Source organism: Amycolatopsis sp. (assembly GCF_035546795.1).
In the GTDB taxonomy this organism is placed as follows: Bacteria; Actinomycetota; Actinomycetes; order Mycobacteriales; family Pseudonocardiaceae; genus Amycolatopsis_E.
Genome location: NZ_DASZWC010000046.1, coordinates 1 through 15,909, shown reverse-complemented (window position 1 = coordinate 15,909; position 15,909 = coordinate 1). Strand labels below are relative to the sequence as shown.

The window sequence follows — 15,909 nt, the reverse complement described above, 5'->3', positions numbered from 1 at the left end:
TTCTTCCCTTCGGTGAAAACTCAGGCGGCCATCGCCAGCGCGGCGACTTGGTCGGCCATGGATTCGGCGAAACGCCGGTGTCCCAACGGGCTCGGGTGCAGGCCGTCGGCCGACCACATCGCCGGATCCGTCCACTCCGGGTCCGTGTCGATCTCCAGCCGGAGCGTCCCGGTCAGCGCGCAGACGTCTGCCAGCGCCTCGTTGGCCTCGGCGAAGCGGGCGCGCAGCAGCCGCCGGAACCCGTCCGGCACCGGGAGATTCCCCGGGATGTCCGGGTATCCCGCCGTGAACACGGTGGTATCCATCCCGCTCAGCGAGCCGAAAACGGTGTGCAGGTTGCGCCGGAAACGCGCCGCGTCGTAGTCCTGCACGAGGTCGTTCACCCCGGCGATCACGCCGATCAGCGGCGGTTTGCCCGCCAGCGCCCTCGGCAGCTGCGCCTTGATCACGTCGGAGGTCGTCGCCTGGTAGGTCCCGAGGTTGCGCACCGCGGTGCCCGCCAGGCCCAGCAGGCCCGCGAACCGCGGCACCCAGCCGTGGTAACCCCCGCCGGGCGCCGGGTCGCCCCGGCCCTCGACGAAACTGTCGCCGAGCACGGTCAGCCTGATCGTCGGCATCGGAATCACCCCTCGGTGAGAATGCGCTGGGCCCGCGGCACGCCCACCTCGTCGTAGAGCTGCTCCAGGTTGTGCGGGGCGAAGAACTCCTCGCCGTGGTAGCCGCCGGCGATGAGCCCGAAGAACTTCCTGGTGTAGGAAGGGCTCTTGCTGGTCGCGCCGAACACGGCCGCGTAGTACGGGCTCAGCTTCAGCCCGGCGAGGCTGCAGGTGAGCTTGAACGTGCCCGCGCTCTCGGCGTCGCGGATCTTCTCGTACTCCGCCAGCGCTTCCTCCATCGCGACTTCACCGGACAGCGCGCTGTGCAGTTTCGCCGCCAGCACCTCGCCGTATTTGAACGCGTCGGTGATGCCCCAGCCGGTGAACGGGTCCTTGTGGTAGCCGGCGTCGCCGACCAGCGCCCAGCCCGGACCGGATGAGCGGCGGTAGTAGTTGTCCGGGTATCGCATGGGGCGGAAGGGTTCCTCGCGCTTGCCCAGGTCCCGCAGCTGCTCGCCCATCTCCGGGTCGATCTCGTCGAAGATGTCCTGGAAGTGCCGTTCCGGATCGGCGCGGAACTCCGAGAACCGCTCGCGCGGCCGGATGATCGCCAGCAGGTTCAGCCCGTCGTTGGTGGGCCAGGTGCCGAACTGCTGCTCGCCGAACCCGGTGCGGTGGTGCATGCCCCAGTCCAGGCCGCTGAAGTAGGAGTAGTAGATGAACCCGGCGGCGGGCTCGTGCCGGTAGGTCTCGGCGGCGACCGTCCTGGCCACCACCGAGTTCGCGCCGTCCGCGCCGACGACGACCTGCGCGCGGAACTCCAGCTCCCGCCCGTCGGCCTCCTTGCCACGCACGCCGACCACGCGGCCTTCGTCGAACACGAGGTCCGACACCGTGAACCGCTCGATCACCTCGGCACCCGCCTCGCGTGCGGCGTCAACGAGTATCGCGTCGAGCACGGTGCGGCGCGGGCAGTAGACGGTCTCGATGCCGTCGATCGGGTCGGCGAAGCCGCGGATGTCGATGCCGGTGTAGGTGAAGTTGAGTTCGCGGATGGGCGTGACGCCCGTGGCGACGACCCGGTCGAGCAGGCCCCAGTCCTGGAGCCGGGAGAGCCCGGCCTGGTGCAGATAGTGCGTGGACACGGTGTCGCTGGGGAAGTTCGCGCGGTCGAGCACGAGCACCCGGTGCCCGCGCCGGGCCAGCAGCATGGCCAGTGGCGATCCGGCGCAGCGCGCACCGACGACGATTACGTCATACATGGAATTCAGGCTCCCGTCACACGCGGTAGTCTCCAAGCCGACCTCGAGTAGGCCGACCCCGCCAACCGGCAGCCGACCTGCGTTCGGCCGATTTGCCGTGGCTGCCGGCCGGCTCGGAAACCATCGGCACTGTACGAAACAATTCTCCGGCTACGACGTAATTACGGTCAACGCGTGCCGGTGCATACCGATGGCCCGATTGCCCATCGCAATTCCCGGCGGCAGGCCGGGGTCAGTAGAGTGCGGCGATGTCCTCGGCCCAGGTGTGTTCGATGGCGGCGCGGCGGAGCTTCATCGAGGGGGTCAGATGCCCGCCCGCGATGGTGAAATCCCCTTGTACCACGCGAAACTTCCGGATCGACTCGGCACGCGAGACCAGTTCGTTGGCGGCGTCGACCGCGGACTGGATCTCCTTGAGCAGCACAGGATCCTCGGCCGGCAGAGTACTGTCCACTGTGATCAATGCGGTGACGTAAGACCGGCCGTCACCGAGTACCATGCAGTTGCTGACCAGCGGGTGCAACCGGATGCGGTCCTCCAGCGGCGCGGGCGCCACGTTCTTTCCCCCGCTGGTCACGAGAATTTCCTTACGGCGACCGGTGATGGTCAGATACCCGTGCTCGTCGAGGTGGCCGAGATCGCCGGTGTGCAGCCAGCCCGGCGGTTGGGCTCCGGGCCCCGGCCAGTACCCCGGCGAGACGTTCGGACCGGACACCAGCACTTCGCCGTCGTCCGCGATTCCCACCGTGGTACCGGGAATCGGCCTGCCGACCGTGCCGGGGCGGTTGGTGGACGGCGCGTTCACAGTCACCGCCGTCGCGGCTTCGGTGAGCCCGTAGCAGTTCAGGATGGAGACACCGGAATCGCCGTAGTAGGCGACGGTCGTGTCGTCCAGCGAGGCGCCGCCACAGATGACGTGGGTGAGCGGGCCGAAGGAGTTCAGCCCGAGTTTGCGGATTTTTTCCAGCGCGTACGGCACGAGCGCGAGGAACGTCGGCCGCAGTGTCCCGATTTCGCCCAGCAACTCGGGAATCCCGGGCAGCAGGCGGGTGCGGGTGCCGCCGATCACGCAGGCCAGCAGGATCGTCCGGCCGAACACGTGCGACAGCGGCAGTGCCAGCGCGGTGGTGCCCTCGAACAGGGATTCCGTACGCCACACGGTGTTCGCCGACGACGCGTACATGTTCGCGTGCGTGAGCATGCAGCCCTTGGGCGGCCCGGTGGTGCCGCTGGTGTACACGATCGTCGCGAGATCGCCGGCACGCACGCTGTCGCGCCGCTCCGCGAACTCCGCGCCCGGCGGCTCGCGCCAGCCGTCCAGTTCGCCGAACAAGGACACCCCAGCGACGCCGAGCCTTTCGGCGTCCTCGGCGGTTTCGGCGAAGAACCAGTCCGCGCCGGAGTCGTTCAGCACGTGCTGGATCTGGTGCGCCGACGACGTCGGGTACACCGGGACGGTGACGGCGCCGATCGCCAGCGTGGCGAAGTCGAGCACCGCCCAGTCGTAGCCGGTGCGGCCCAAGATCGCGACCCGGTCGCCGTGGCGCACCCCGCGCCGTAGCAGTTCACCTGCCGCCGATTCCACGTGCGCGGTGAATTCTCCTCGAGTGACGTCACGGTCGCCGAGAACGAACAGCGGGCCTTCCGGATCTCCTTCGGCCAGCACCGAATGCAGGCCCCGGTCTTCGGTGAGCTCCCGGCCTTTTCCGGGAAATGAAGTCTTCACGGAAAACAATTCTTCGCGCTACCGGCCCGCGACGGCAATGCGTATTTGGTGAATGCGCGGTTGGTATCGCCTATCGCGTGGGATTCGGTTCGGCCTTGGCGGGCTGCGGGCTCTGGAACGGGCCGACCGCCTCGAGGCAGTCGAGGAACGCCTCCTGCAGCCGGTCGGATTCCTCGTCCCGCCACACCGCGTACAGGTCGATGGTCGGTACCGGGTCGTACAGCTGGACCGGCACCGGCCGCACGCCACCGGCGGCCGCGCCGGCGAACATGCCCCGGGACGCGGAAGCGAAGCCCACCAACGGTTTCACCGACACCAGGATCGCGGTGGCGCCGGGATCGTCGATCACGTGCGCGACGCTGAGCCGGATGCCGGTGCGCTCGGCCGCGGACAGGATCGAGTCGTACATCGCCGGGCACTGCTCACGGTCGAACAGGATGCACGGCTGGCGGCTCAGCTCCGCGAAGGGCACGCCGGGGCGGCCTGCCCACTTGTGGTTCGGCCCGACCACGGCGACCATCGGCAGCCGCAGCAGCCGCCGGTAGCGGAAGTCCGCGGTGACCGGACGGCCGTAGACCAGCGCGATGTCCAGCGCCCGGTCGGCCAGCGAGCTCAGCTGCGGGCCGGTGCGCTTTTCCTCCAGTTTGACCGTCACGTCCGGGAACTCGGCGTGCATCCTGGCCAGGGTGGCGGGCAGGATGTGTTGCCCGGCCGGGAAGTTGTAGCCGACGCGGACCGTGCCGGTGCGCCCGGCCGCGGCTTCCCGCGCCGAGTACGCGGCCTTCTCCATCTGCGCGACGATCGCCCGCGCCTCCACCTCGAAGGCACGGCCCGCCGAGGTGAGCCGGACCTCGTGCGAGGTGCGGGCGACCAGTTCGACCCCCAGTGTCCGTTCCAGCCGTTGCAGCTGCTGGCTGAGCGAGGGCTGTGTCAGGTGCAGCCGCGCTGCCGCACGTCCGAAGTGCAGTTCTTCGGCAATGGCGAGGAACGAAACCAGGTGTCTGAACTCCATGAACGACCTCCGCAGGGCTTCCCGGCCCAGCCTCGTCCATGCCGGAGAACACCCGGTGAACCTCCGTTGCAGGCTCCGAGAACACCTTCGCGGCCTCCGCCCGGCGTGTTGGCCGTCCCCGGGCCACCTCCGGCACCACAGCACCGGCGCCACCGCCAAAAACGCCGGTCCAGCGCGAAGGTCAGATGCTCCGGCACGACTCGACGAACGTGATCAGCTCGCCGAGTCGTTCACCGGGCGCGTCGACGGCCCGGTTGAGCACCTTGACCAGGTGTTCGTAGGCGTCGGTGTGGTCGTACCGGGCCGCGTCGGCGATCTTGAGCGCCCACCGCCAGTAGCCCCGCAGCGTGTCGGCCAGCGGCATCCGGAATTCGGCGATCACCGCGCGGATCGGGTCGAGCACGTCGTCGCCGTGGGTCCGCAGGTACGCGGTGACCACGTCGGCCATGAACGTGAAATGGCGGGCCTCGTCGCGGGAAAGCCTGGTCAGCAGCTCGCCGAGGACGGGATCACCTGCGACCGCGCGCAGCTGCTGGTAGTAGATCTGGGTGGCCTTCTCCTGCACCAGCGCGTACGCGAAGAACTGGACCGGATGGTCGAACGGCAGCTCGAACCGCGCCTGCCCCGGTTCGATCAGCGCGGTGCGCACCGCCGCCTCGTCCCGCAGGCCCGAGGCCGCCTGGTAGCGGGCCAGCGCCCTGGCGTGCGTGTCCTCCTCCGCCGCCCAGCGGACGGTGAAGTGATACAGCGCCCGGTTGTGCTCGTACAGCTCGGGGTCCACCGAGCCGTCGACGGGGAAGTTCTCGGTGTAGAGCGCGAAATAGCCCGGCAGGTGGTCCTCGATCACGGTGATGAACTCCACCGCCGAACGCTGGCCTTCGGTGAGCCTGTTCGCGTCCGCCCGCGCCCAGTCCGTCGCCGTCTCCACGTGCCACGGCCTGGCGTGCGCCGCACCGGCGAAGTACCTGGTCACGGCACCGGCCATGTCTCCCGTGCTGAGCAGCCCGGCGGCCGCGCGGGGCGGCATCAGCGGGCCTTCGCGCACACGAGGGCGTAGTGCTTGGTGGTGTAGCCCCAGCCGGCGTTGGCGATCTCCAGGTACCGCACCAGATCCCCGGCGCCGGGCACGCCGTCGAGGTTCGCCAGCCAGCATTCGATGGTGCGCCGGTAGTCGTCGGTGAGGTCGTGCACGGCCCGGATCGACAGGCCCGCCGACTCGGCCCCGGCCACCAGCTCCGACAGCGGCCGCAGGTCGCCGGAGCCGAACACGCTGTGCCGCACGAACTCGGTGCCCGGGCGATCGTCGCAGGCGGCGCGGATCTGGTGACTGCGGAAGCAGCTTTCCGACAGATACAGCATCCCGCCGCGGCGCAGCGCCCGGCGGATCTTGGCGAACACCTCGTCCAGGCGGGGCAGGTGCACGACGGAACCGAGCAGCGTCACCGCGTCGTACGCGCCCGCCTCCGGCTCGTACGTCTCGAACTCGGCGACCTCGGTCGTGACCAGCCGCTGCAGGCCCAGCTCCGCGACCCGGCCCGCGATGAACTCGTGCTGCCTGCCCGCGGGGCTGACCCCGTGCGTGCGGCAGCCGTACTCCTGCGCCATGAACAGCAGCAGGGAGCCCCAGCCGCAGCCGACGTCCAGGATCCGTTCGCCACCCAGCAGCCGCAGCTGCCCGGCCACGAAGGACAGTTTGCGCCGCTGCGCCTGTTCGAGGCTGGTGGTGTCGGAGTCGAACAGCCCCGCGGAGTATTTGCGCAACGGGTCGAGGAACCGGGCGAAGACGTCCGGGTCCCGGTCGTAGTGCTGGTTGGTGGCGGCGGTCATCCCTGTTCCCTGGCCAGCGCCCGGCCGACGACCGCGAGCACGTCGTCGATCGTGGTGAGCCCGAAGATCTCGTCGTCCTCCAGCTCGATGTCGTAGGCCTGCTCGATCTTGGCGACCATCCGCAGCACCTTGATCGAGTCGGCGCCCTCGACGCCGCGCAGGTCGGTGTCGGGGCGCAGCGAGCCGGGGGTGCGGCCCAGCTCGGCGGCGACGATCCCGGTCACGGTTTCGGCCAGTGTGCTCACGTCAGCGGTCATGCCGCGCTCCTCTGGGGTTTGTAGGTGGCTGTCGCGGTGCCCACGATCTCCCCGCGGGCATCAAGGATTTCGGCGCTCGCCCGCACGAGCTCGCCGCCGGCGGTGGCGCGGGCGACGCAGCGGTAGCCGCGGCCGACCCGGACCACGCCGACGTAGCGCATCCGCATCGACGTGGTCAGTGCCGGGACGCCGAGTCGCAGCACGATCAGGTTGCCCATCGTCTCGTCGCAGATCACGGCGAGGATGCCGCCGTGCACGACGCCGGGATAGGACTCGAAATGGTGGTCCAGCCGGAATTCCGCGGCCAGTGCGTCGCCAGTGTCGGTGAACTCCAGCCGCAGGCCACTCGGGTTGCGCGGGGAGCAGCCGAAGCAGTGGTGCCCGGTGCCCGCCCACGGCAGCGTCGCGGTCATCCGAGCGCCGTCGCCAGCGCACGGCGGACCGCGCGGTTGGAGGACAGGTCGTGCCCGGTGAGCGAGCCGAAGGTGCGCCGGATCTTGTGCTGCAGCTCGTCCAGCTCGCCGGTGCCGGCGACGGTGTCGAGGAACAGGTCGAACCCGGTGTCGATGGTCTCGGTCTCGGCGAGCTCGTCGAGACCGGTCTTGAACACCCCGACGGGATGCTTGATCCGCTCGTCGGAGGTGTAGAAGTACAGGGTTTCCAGCACGGACGGGATCTCCTCCGGGTGCGCTTCGAGCCGCTTCGCCGCGAAGTGCCGGAACTCGCGCGCGTGCCCGGCTTCGTCGCGGCTCGCCCGCGACAGCAGGTCCTTGAGCACCGGCTCGTCGACCCAGGCCGACACCGCGCGGTAAACGTGGTTGACCGTCAGCTCGGAGATGATGTTCGTGGCCAGCGTGGCCGAGGGCGTGCTGCCCGGGTCGTACGGCGCGCGCATCGCGGCGACGGCGCGGTTGTCCACCTTCTCGCCCACGGCCTGCAGCCAGGACGTGAAGGCGTAGTGGTGCTGGACCTCCTGGTAACCCCAGATCACCGCGAAGGCCGAAAAGTCGTAGTCGTCGGCGAACTCGTTGAGGAAGCCGTGCACCGCGGCGATCACGTTGGACTCACCCATCACCGCGCTCTTGACCAGGGTCACGTACTCCGGCCTTACGAGCGTCGTGTCCACCTCGCCGAGCGGGAGGGTGGCGAGCCGCCAGTGGTTCTTGTCGTAGTGCCGGAAGACATCGAGGCTGTGCATCTGCTCCATGTCCGGTGCCCGCGTCATGCCGTCTCCGTTCGGTAGCGCTCCCGCATACCCAGCCGCTGGAGCTTGCCACTGGTGGTCCTGGGGATCGTGCGCGCCGGGACCAGCCGCACGGCCAGCCCGTGCAGGCCCAGTTCGGTGCGGCAGCTCGCGGCCAGCGCCGCGGTCAGCCGCCGCCGGTCCTCGTCGTCCTTGAGCCGGGTTTCCGCGCACAGCACGATCTTCTCGTCGTCGACGAAGGCGACACACCGTCCTTTGTAGACGCCTTCGACGTCCCGTGCGACGGCCTCCACGTCCAGCGGGTACACGTTCTCGCCGCGGACGGTGATCATTTCCTTGCTGCGGCCGGTGAAGTACAGCTCCCCGTCGCGCAGGTAGCCGAGATCGCCGGTACGCAGCCAGCCGTCTTCGGTGAACGGCCCCCCGGACCGGCCGAGGTAGCCGCTGGTCACCGCGGCACCGGTCACCTCGATCTCCCCCACCTCCCCGTCCGGCGCACCACCGGCGATCCGCACGTGCATCCCGGGAACCGCGCGGCCGAGACCGACGATTCCCTTGGCACCAGGACCTTCGGCGGGAAGCGCTTTCCCGGTGGCGGCGAGCGCCGCGCGATCCACCCAGTCGTAGACCGGCGGGCGGCCCAGCGGCGGCAGCGTGGCCACCAGGGTCGCCTCGGCCATGCCGTACGCGGGTGTCATCGCTTCGGGCCGGAAACCAGCGCGGGCGAAGCGATCGAGGAACGCGCGGACCGAATCGACGGAGATCGACTCGGCGCCGTTGAACGCGATCCGCCAGTGCGTCATGTCCAGCTCGCGCTCCGCCGGGACGGTGCTGAGCAGGTAGTCGTAGCCGAAGTTCGGCATCGCGCAGATCGTGGCGCCGGTGGCGAGGAACTCGGAGAGCCAGCCGGCGGGGCTTTTCACGAAGGTGGCCGGGGACCACACGGTGACCGGGATCCCGTTGAGCAGCCCGGTGACCGTGCCGAACAGGCCCATGTCGTGGAACAACGGCAGCCAGCTGCCCCAGGAGTCGGCGCCGGTGATCCGGATCGCGGCGGTGATGGATTCCGCGCAGGACAAGACGTTTTGATGCGTGAGCACGACGCCCTTCGGGGCGGCCGTGCTGCCGGACGTGAACTGCAGGACTGCGGTGTGGCCCGGGGTGGCGGCGAGCAGCGGGGTGGTTTCGTGGCGCGTCAGTGTTTCCGCGTCGAGCACCCGCGGACCGGTGAGGTTGTCGGTGACCGGCGTCAGCTTCGGCACCGTCACCAGTTCGGTCATGCCCACAGTGTCCACAATGGCCTGTGTGCGGCGAAGGTAGCCTTCGAGGTCTCGCATTCCCATCGGCAGCGGCAACGGGCAGGCCGCCGCGCCGAGTCGCCCGGCGGCGAGAACTCCTTGCAGGAAGGCGGTTCCGTTCGGGGCGAGTACCCCGACCACACTGCCCTCCCGCGCTCCGGCGGCGGCGAGGCCGGCGGCCATCCGGCGTGACGTGTCGGCCAGTTCGGCGTAGGTGAGCTGTTCGTCCTCGCTGGGAAAGGAGATGCGCTGCGCCGGGTTGCGGGCGGCGGCTTCGTCGAATCGGGCGGGCAGGGTCACGGCTGTCACCTCCGCCCCGCGCGCAGCACCCGGACCGCGATACCCGGGGCGAGCAGGGAAGTCGGGGGGATGGTCAGGTTCGCGGTGCGCATGAACGTGCGGGCCACCGCGGCGTCGTGGTGCGCGGCGACCTGCGCCCTGGCCGAGTAGGCGCCCACGATCCGGCTCCGCAGCGAGCGCGGGCCTTCCACGCCGGGGTACCGCAGGTCGGAGCCGGTGGACAGCTGCCAGGCGATGTCGATGGCGCCGGCGGCCTCCCGGTAGAAGCGCGCGGGGTCGGGATCGGGCAGGCACGAGCGCAGTGCCAGCGCCTGCTGCCCGGCCACCGTCATGCCCTGTGCGTAGAGCGGGTTGAAGCTGCACACGGCGTCGCCGAGGACGAGGAAACCCTGTGGTGGCGTGGAAATCCGGTCGTAACGGCGGCGCAGTGAACCAGTGAAGCGATGTGGCACCGGGTCGTCCAGCGGCTCGGCCGCGCGCACGATCTCGTGCACGTCGGGCACCGGCAGGGTGGCGGCGAACCGCTCGAACTCCGCGGGGTCCGTCGGCGGGTGATCGCCCAGCATCCCGGCGAGGGTGACATGCCAGCGGTCGCCCTCGAGCGTGATCGCTCCCCCGCCGCGGAAGCCCGGCATGGTGGAGACGACCACGGCCAGGTCGCCGTCGAGATGCTCGGGCTTGCGGCGGTACATCCGCGACGAGTAGCCGAGATCCACGTCGACGCGCTCCTCGGCGGGACGCTCGTGGCCGAGTCCGGCCAGCCAGTCGGCGGCGCGCGAGCCGCGTCCGGTGGCGTCCACCACCAGGTCGGCCGCCACTTCCCCGCCGTCGGCCAGGCGCACCCCGGTGATCCGGCTGCCACCGCTCAGCCCGACGGCCGTGCGGTGCCACAGCTCCACCCCGGGCAGCGCGAGCGTCCTGGTGAGGATGCCGTTCTCCAGCATCGGGCGGCCGGCGAGCAGGGTGGTCAGCCCCGTATCGGTCGGGCGGACGCGTAAACCCGAGAGGTACCAACGGGATTCGCGCAGCACCTCGGTGGTCGGCGCACCCGCCTCGGCGAGCTCGGCGGTGAACCCGGGGAAGAGTTCCTCGATGATCTGCCTGCCACGTTCCATGAGCCCGTGCAGATGCCGGGCCTGCGGCACGCCCCGGCGGGGCGTGAGCCCGCCGGGCTCGTCACGTTCGATGATCAGCACGCGGTCGAAGGCGTCCGCGAGCACCCGGGCCGAGAGCAGCCCGGCGATGCTCGCGCCGAGCACGACGGCCTGACGCATGGGTCCTCACCTTTCTGCGGCGGGGCGGACGTGTCCCACTCTTGGGCAGTGTTCCGTTGCGGGGCAAGGGAATCCGGCGAGTACCTATCGGCCCATTGGCATCGGGGCGGGGTCGGGCAAACGTCAGCGGCGATTCAGCGGCCGTTCACCGGACGCGAGCAGAGTGCTCCGGTGTCGAGCGAGGGAGATGACTCCACTGTGGACACTGTGCCGACCGAAACGGCGATGGCGGACCTGTTCCTGAACCGCCCCGATCCCTATACCCCGGCGCGCACGCTGCGGGAAGCCGGTCCGGTGCACCGCACGCCGCTCGGGCTGCACCTGCTGACCCGGTACGCGGACTGTGCGGCCGTGCTGCAGAGCAACGCGTGGAGCCACGCCGACGAGGCAGGCCAGCTGCACCCCAGCATCTCGGCCGAGGAAGCCGCCGAGGAGCTGCCCACCTCGTTCCTCTGGATGGACCCGCCTGACCACACCCGGCTGCGCACCCTGGTGTCCAAGGCGTTCACCCCGCGCACCGTCGCGCAGCTGCGGCCCAGGGTCGAGCAGCTGTGCAAGGAGCTCGTCGGCGCCGCACTGGAGGCACGCGAGTTCGACCTGATCGACCTGATGGCCTACCCGCTGCCGCTGACCATCGTGTGCGAGCTGATCGGGGTGCCGGCCGACGACCACCGCATGGTGCAGAAGTGGTCGCAGGACCTGGCGCGCGGGTTCGACCCCGACGTGCTGATGACCCCCGAGGCGCACGCCGAACGCAGTGCCGCGTCGCGCGAGTTCATGCGGTACTTCCGGGAGCTGATCGACCTGCGCCGCGCGCGCCCGGAGCACGACCTGCTCAGCGCGCTGGCCGCGGTCGAGGACCGCGGGGACGTGCTCACCGAGACCGAACTGCTCACCACGTGCGTGACGACGCTGGTCGCCGGGCACGAGACCACGGTGAACCTCGTGGGCAGCGGCCTGCTCGCGCTGATGCGGCAGCCGGGTGAGTTCGAACGGCTGCGCGCGCACCCGGAGTACGTGCCCAGCGCGGTGGACGAGCTGCTGCGGTACGAGCCACCGGTCCAGATGACCACCCGGTCCGCGAAGGAGCCGATCACCTTGGCGGGGCACGAGTTCTCGCCCGGCGACGGGGTGGTCGTGCTGATCAACGCCGCGAACCGGGATCCGCTGGCGTTCACCGATCCCGAGCGCCTCGACGTCGCCCGCTACCACGACCGCACCACGCCCCCGCCCCGGCATCTCGCGTTCAGCCTCGGCATCCATTACTGCCTCGGCGCGCCGCTGGCCGCGCTGGAGATGGAAGTGCTGCTGCACGAGCTGCTCGGCCGGGCCGGCGCGATGACCCCGCTGACCGAGGAGCCGCCGTACAAGGCGAACCTGATCGTGCGCGGGCTCGCGGAGCTGCCCGTGCGATTCGAGGCACTGCGATGATCGACGTCTTCGATCCTTCCTTGCGTGCCAACCCGTTCGTCGCCTACCGCGAGCTGCGCGAGACGGCGCCCCTGCACGAGACGGGCTTCGGCATCCACCTCGTGCCGCGCTACGCCGACTGCGCCGCGATCCTCGCCGACCCCGCCTGGGGTCACGGCTACACCGCGGGCATCAACCCGTTCCGCCCCGGCGTGGACCCGTCCCGGTTGCCGGGCTCGTTCCTGCTGCTGGACCCGCCGGAACACGGCAGGCTGCGGTCACTGGTGGCCAAGGCGTTCACGATGCGCGCGGTCGCGGCGTTGCGGCCCCGGGTGACCGAGATCGTGGACGGCCTGCTCGACGACGCGCTGGAAGCCGGCGAGGTGGACCTGGTGCGGGCGCTGGCTTTCCCGGTGCCACTGACCACGATCTGCGAACTGCTCGGCGTTCCGGTCGCCGACCGGGAGACCTTCGGCGAATGGACCCGCGACATCAGCCGCGGCCTCGACCCGGACGCCGTCCTCAGCGACGCGGAGAAGGCAGCGCGGGAGATCGCCGTCGACGACTTCGCGGGCTATTTCACCGAGCTGATCGCCTACCGCCGCGACAACCCCGCGGACGATCTGCTGAGCGGGCTGGTCGCGGTCTCCGAAAGCGGCGACCGGCTGACCGTGCAGGAGATCATCGACATCGGGGTGCTGCTGCTGATCGCCGGGCACGAGACCACGATGAACCTGATCTCCGGCGGAGTCCTTGCCCTGCACCGGAATCCGGACCAGCGGGCGATACTGGCCGACAACCCGGAGCTGGCCGTCGAGGAGCTGCTGCGGTTCGACACGCCCGTCCCGTTCCCCACCCGGACGGCGATGGATGACCTCGAGTTCGCCGGGAAGAAGCTGCCCCGCGGCACCGGCGTCGTGCTGCTGCTCGGTTCCGCCAACCGTGACCCGGAAGCGTTCGACGACCCCGACAGGCTCGACCTGACCCGCTTCGCCGACGCGAAGCACCGGCAACTCGCCTTCAGCCACGGCCCGCACTTCTGCCTCGGCGCCCCGATGGCCCGGCTGGAGAGCGCGCTCACCTTCGAACGTCTTTGCACCCGCACGGAATTCACCGTGCTCACCGAGGAACCCGTTTACCGGCCCAGTGTTTCGATGCGGGGCCTGGCCACCCTGCCCGTCTCCCTGCGGAGGAAACCGTGACCGTCAGCAAACGGATCGAGGAACTGCAGGCCCTGCTCACCAAGGGGCTCACCGAAGGCATCGGCGTCGGGCACTCACTCGGCGTGATGTGCGCGGAGCTGGGCGACGGGCGCACGGTGTACACCCTGAAACCGAGCCTGGCGCAGGCGAACGCGATGCTCACCGTGCACGGCGGCGTGCTGTCCACGTTGATGGACACCGCGATGGGGAGCGCGATCTTCACGCAGCTGCCGGACCAGACCCTGTACACGACACTGGAGCTGAAGGCCAACTTCGTCCGGCCGGTCGCACTGGACGACGCGGAACTGCGCTGCGAGGCGACCACCATCCACGTCGGCAGGCGGACGGCGACCGCGCAGGCGCACATCCACAACGCGGCGGGCAAACTCGTCGCGCACGGCACCTGCACCTGCCTGATCCAGGCGCTGGGCTGAGCCGCGGTCGGATATCGAAGCCCGGGCGGCCATCGGTTAGCCTGCCACGGATGATTCGACCGAGGAGACCGAGACGGCACGCCGCCGGGGCGATCCTGGTCGCCCTGCTGTGCGTGGTCACCGGATGTGGGACGGCGACCACCGCGGGCGCGCCGGCCACCTCCTCGCCGGTGACGACAGGGCCGACGACCGAGCCGACCACGTCGGCGAGCGAAACCCCTCGGTCCCAACCGGCCTGCGCGACCCCCGCAGCCGGTTTCGACTGCGACTTCCAGCAGCGGTTCGCGGCCGTGGCGGCCTACCTCAAGGGCCGGCCCGGCGTCGCCGGCGTGGTGGTGCGTGATCGGCGGACCGGCGCGGTGTGGCGGACCGGCGCGACGGACACCGCGATGTGGACCGAGTCGACGATCAAGCTGGCGATGACCGTGGACCTCTTCCTCCGGGACCGGGCCGGCAAGATCAGTCTCACCTCGGCCGATCGCGGCCTGATCCAGAAGATGCTGCACAGCTCGGACGACGCCGCCGCCGACGCGCTGTGGTCGAAGTACTCGGGCGCGGACCACAAGGCGTTCAACCGGGACTTCGGCGAATACGGGATGACCTCGCTGGTGCCGCAGCGCGGTTACACCAGCACGTTCCCGTACTGGGGCTTCCAGAAGTGCACCCCGGACGACCTCGACCGCCTGGTCAACTACGTGCTCGACAAGCTTCCGGCCGACACCCGGCAGTACATCGTCGACCAGCTTTCCGACGTCGACGCGGACCAGCAGTGGGGTGTGTGGGCGGCCGGTCCCGCGGCGAACCCCGGCAACAAGGACGGCTGGGGGCCGGAGGACGACGGCTGGGTGATGAACACCGTCGGCTGGGCAGGCCCCGGCCAGCGCTACACCCTCACGGTCATGAACGAGCTCCGCGGCCACGGTGGTGAGGAGGACGGGCGCGCCACCGACAGCCACGTCGCCGAGCTCCTGTTCGCCGGCCGCTTCCCCTGACGCCGCTGAGGTGGTTCCGTCATCGGCGGACCCGGATCGGGTCGAACGCGTGGCCCGCCTCGATGGCGCGGATTTCGGCCACGGTGGCTTCGCGGTGGCGGCCCAGGTCGCCCGGTACGACGCTCAGGACGTGCAGCGCTTCCGGGAGGAGGACCGTGCGGAACTCCCCGTGCAAGTGCCGGGCGTGGCCGACCGCTTCGCCGGCCGAGTTCAGTGCCGGCGCCCGGCCTTCCCGATGGTCCTCGACGGCAGTGGCGAGCATCGTCCGCACCAGCAGGCGGCGCCAGCCGCGCGGGCCGGCCCACAGGCGCAGCATCTTCTGTTTCACTTCGCGCAGTTCGGGCGCCCGACGGCCAAGGCGTTGCCGGATCAACGCGGACGCGAGCAGGACCACGGCTTCCAGCGCCGGTTCGGGTTCGTCGATCTCGGTCAGGGCGTCCGCGGCGGCCAGGCCGCGAGCCGGGTCCATGGTGGACAACGTGGTGAGTCCGATGGCGACCTGACAGAGCACTCGGTCGCCGGAGTCCTCGAAACGCAGGTCCTCCAGCGACTCGCGAAGTCCGGTGTGGACAGCGAAGCGGACACCCGCGTCGACCGTCCCGTCCGCGAGCAACGCGACCAGGTCCCACAACGCGGTCCGCAACTCGACCGGCCACAGTGGACGGATCGGCGCCGCCTGAAACGCCTCGGCGAAGGCCTGGAAGGCGGCATCCGGCCGCCCGGCGTCCACGAGGTCCGTGCCGAGCGCCGCCAGACTGCGCACCGGGACCGGACCGGCCCGAACTTCGGAACTCATCGCGATCCTCCCGCGCGTCGACACTGAAACGCAAGCGGGCTAAAGTTCGCCAGGTGTTCAGGCGGGGCGAGGATGTCATCGAGCAACTGTTGCTGGGGATTGGCAAATGCGCGCGAAGCGGGAATTCTTCCTCGCGCGACATCGCTCCAATAGGCTTTGGTGTGATAGGTGCTGCCGTTGGCACGGTTTACAGTAGCGTTGGGATTGTTCGCGAAGCTGTTCGCCCAGTTGCTCGAGACGGCGGCGTTGTAGGCAGCGTCGCCGGCCTTCCAGGCGGGGTGCCCGTCGATCTGGATGATCAGGCCACTGGGGTCACTGA

At 69.9% G+C, this 15,909-nt stretch carries 17 protein-coding genes; 4 read left to right on the top strand and 13 right to left on the bottom strand.

Annotated elements, in window-relative coordinates:
• Positions 1 to 20: 20 nt before the first annotated feature.
• The 11 genes from VHD82_RS25140 to VHD82_RS25090 form a co-directional block, all read right to left on the bottom strand.
• Entirely contained in the window at positions 21 to 617 is a 597-nt protein-coding gene (locus VHD82_RS25140) for an SGNH/GDSL hydrolase family protein (RefSeq protein WP_325708770.1), read from the bottom strand.
• 5 nt (positions 618 to 622) lie between these two features.
• A complete protein-coding gene (locus VHD82_RS25135; protein WP_325708767.1) occupies positions 623 to 1,858 on the bottom strand; it encodes an NAD(P)/FAD-dependent oxidoreductase in 1,236 nt (411 codons plus the stop codon).
• A 232-nt stretch (positions 1,859 to 2,090) separates the two neighbouring features.
• Positions 2,091 to 3,584 (bottom strand): AMP-dependent synthetase/ligase, encoded by a 1,494-nt coding sequence (locus tag VHD82_RS25130; RefSeq protein ID WP_325708764.1) that lies wholly within the window; start codon positions 3,582 to 3,584, stop codon positions 2,091 to 2,093.
• A gap of 70 nt (positions 3,585 to 3,654) precedes the next feature.
• Positions 3,655 to 4,596 (bottom strand): LysR family transcriptional regulator, encoded by a 942-nt coding sequence (locus VHD82_RS25125; RefSeq protein ID WP_325708761.1) that lies wholly within the window; start codon positions 4,594 to 4,596, stop codon positions 3,655 to 3,657.
• A gap of 181 nt (positions 4,597 to 4,777) precedes the next feature.
• A complete protein-coding gene (locus VHD82_RS25120; protein ID WP_325708758.1) occupies positions 4,778 to 5,623 on the bottom strand; it encodes an acyl-ACP desaturase in 846 nt (281 codons plus the stop codon).
• Positions 5,623 to 6,423: an SAM-dependent methyltransferase gene (locus VHD82_RS25115; protein ID WP_325708755.1), complete on the bottom strand. Its 801-nt coding sequence runs from the start codon at positions 6,421 to 6,423 to the stop codon at positions 5,623 to 5,625. The genes VHD82_RS25120 and VHD82_RS25115 overlap by 1 nt, the downstream gene beginning before the upstream one ends.
• Positions 6,420 to 6,680, bottom strand: coding sequence for an acyl carrier protein (locus VHD82_RS25110; RefSeq protein ID WP_325708752.1), 261 nt, complete (start codon positions 6,678 to 6,680; stop codon positions 6,420 to 6,422). Before VHD82_RS25110 ends, VHD82_RS25115 begins: the two co-directional genes overlap by 4 nt.
• Entirely contained in the window at positions 6,677 to 7,093 is a 417-nt protein-coding gene (locus VHD82_RS25105) for a PaaI family thioesterase (protein ID WP_325708749.1), read from the bottom strand. The genes VHD82_RS25110 and VHD82_RS25105 overlap by 4 nt, the downstream gene beginning before the upstream one ends.
• Complete coding sequence (locus tag VHD82_RS25100) at positions 7,090 to 7,905, bottom strand: ferritin-like domain-containing protein (protein ID WP_325708746.1); 816 nt, start codon at positions 7,903 to 7,905, stop codon at positions 7,090 to 7,092. Before VHD82_RS25100 ends, VHD82_RS25105 begins: the two co-directional genes overlap by 4 nt.
• Positions 7,902 to 9,482 carry an AMP-binding protein gene (locus tag VHD82_RS25095; protein WP_325708744.1) on the bottom strand — a complete coding sequence of 527 codons (1,581 nt, stop codon included), beginning with the start codon at positions 9,480 to 9,482 and terminating at the stop codon, positions 7,902 to 7,904. Before VHD82_RS25095 ends, VHD82_RS25100 begins: the two co-directional genes overlap by 4 nt.
• Positions 9,483 to 9,487: 5 nt before the next feature.
• Complete coding sequence (locus VHD82_RS25090; protein ID WP_325708742.1) at positions 9,488 to 10,756, bottom strand: FAD-dependent oxidoreductase; 1,269 nt, start codon at positions 10,754 to 10,756, stop codon at positions 9,488 to 9,490.
• Positions 10,757 to 10,927: 171 nt separating this feature from the next.
• On the opposite strand from VHD82_RS25090, the gene VHD82_RS25085 reads away from it, so the two are divergent.
• Genes VHD82_RS25085 through VHD82_RS25070 form a run of 4 tightly spaced genes read left to right on the top strand, consistent with a single transcriptional unit; the run spans position 10,928 to position 14,794 of the window.
• Positions 10,928 to 12,187 (top strand): cytochrome P450, encoded by a 1,260-nt coding sequence (locus VHD82_RS25085; RefSeq protein ID WP_325708739.1) that lies wholly within the window; start codon positions 10,928 to 10,930, stop codon positions 12,185 to 12,187.
• Positions 12,184 to 13,368, top strand: a complete 1,185-nt coding sequence (locus tag VHD82_RS25080) for a cytochrome P450 (protein ID WP_325708736.1) — start codon at positions 12,184 to 12,186, stop codon at positions 13,366 to 13,368. Before VHD82_RS25085 ends, VHD82_RS25080 begins: the two co-directional genes overlap by 4 nt.
• Entirely contained in the window at positions 13,365 to 13,802 is a 438-nt protein-coding gene (locus VHD82_RS25075) for a PaaI family thioesterase (RefSeq protein WP_325708733.1), read from the top strand. The genes VHD82_RS25080 and VHD82_RS25075 overlap by 4 nt, the downstream gene beginning before the upstream one ends.
• A gap of 50 nt (positions 13,803 to 13,852) precedes the next feature.
• Positions 13,853 to 14,794, top strand: a complete 942-nt coding sequence (locus VHD82_RS25070) for a tat pathway signal sequence (protein ID WP_325708730.1) — start codon at positions 13,853 to 13,855, stop codon at positions 14,792 to 14,794.
• 19 nt (positions 14,795 to 14,813) lie between these two features.
• On the opposite strand, the gene VHD82_RS25065 is transcribed toward VHD82_RS25070, so the two are convergent.
• On the bottom strand, positions 14,814 to 15,590 hold the full coding sequence (locus VHD82_RS25065) for a hypothetical protein (RefSeq protein WP_325708727.1): 777 nt from the start codon (positions 15,588 to 15,590) through the stop codon (positions 14,814 to 14,816).
• Positions 15,587 to 15,909: hypothetical protein (locus tag VHD82_RS25060; RefSeq protein ID WP_325708724.1), on the bottom strand; the 323-nt coding region annotated here is incomplete at its 5' end. The genes VHD82_RS25065 and VHD82_RS25060, both read right to left, overlap by 4 nt.

Excerpts from the sequence above, each read along its gene's own strand:
- VHD82_RS25065 (WP_325708727.1), bottom strand. The coding sequence starts at position 15,590 with ATGAGTTCCGAAGTTCGGGCCGGTCCGGTCCCGGTGCGCAGTCTGGCG.
- VHD82_RS25105 (WP_325708749.1), bottom strand. The coding sequence starts at position 7,093 with ATGACCGCGACGCTGCCGTGGGCGGGCACCGGGCACCACTGCTTCGGC.
- VHD82_RS25100 (WP_325708746.1), bottom strand. The coding sequence starts at position 7,905 with ATGACGCGGGCACCGGACATGGAGCAGATGCACAGCCTCGATGTCTTC.
- VHD82_RS25090 (WP_325708742.1), bottom strand. The coding sequence starts at position 10,756 with ATGCGTCAGGCCGTCGTGCTCGGCGCGAGCATCGCCGGGCTGCTCTCG.
- VHD82_RS25070 (WP_325708730.1), top strand. The coding sequence starts at position 13,853 with ATGATTCGACCGAGGAGACCGAGACGGCACGCCGCCGGGGCGATCCTG.
- VHD82_RS25140 (WP_325708770.1), bottom strand. The coding sequence starts at position 617 with ATGCCGACGATCAGGCTGACCGTGCTCGGCGACAGTTTCGTCGAGGGC.
- VHD82_RS25125 (WP_325708761.1), bottom strand. The coding sequence starts at position 4,596 with ATGGAGTTCAGACACCTGGTTTCGTTCCTCGCCATTGCCGAAGAACTG.
- VHD82_RS25135 (WP_325708767.1), bottom strand. The coding sequence starts at position 1,858 with ATGTATGACGTAATCGTCGTCGGTGCGCGCTGCGCCGGATCGCCACTG.
- VHD82_RS25080 (WP_325708736.1), top strand. The coding sequence starts at position 12,184 with ATGATCGACGTCTTCGATCCTTCCTTGCGTGCCAACCCGTTCGTCGCC.
- VHD82_RS25115 (WP_325708755.1), bottom strand. The coding sequence starts at position 6,423 with ATGACCGCCGCCACCAACCAGCACTACGACCGGGACCCGGACGTCTTC.
- VHD82_RS25120 (WP_325708758.1), bottom strand. The coding sequence starts at position 5,623 with ATGCCGCCCCGCGCGGCCGCCGGGCTGCTCAGCACGGGAGACATGGCC.
- VHD82_RS25110 (WP_325708752.1), bottom strand. The coding sequence starts at position 6,680 with ATGACCGCTGACGTGAGCACACTGGCCGAAACCGTGACCGGGATCGTC.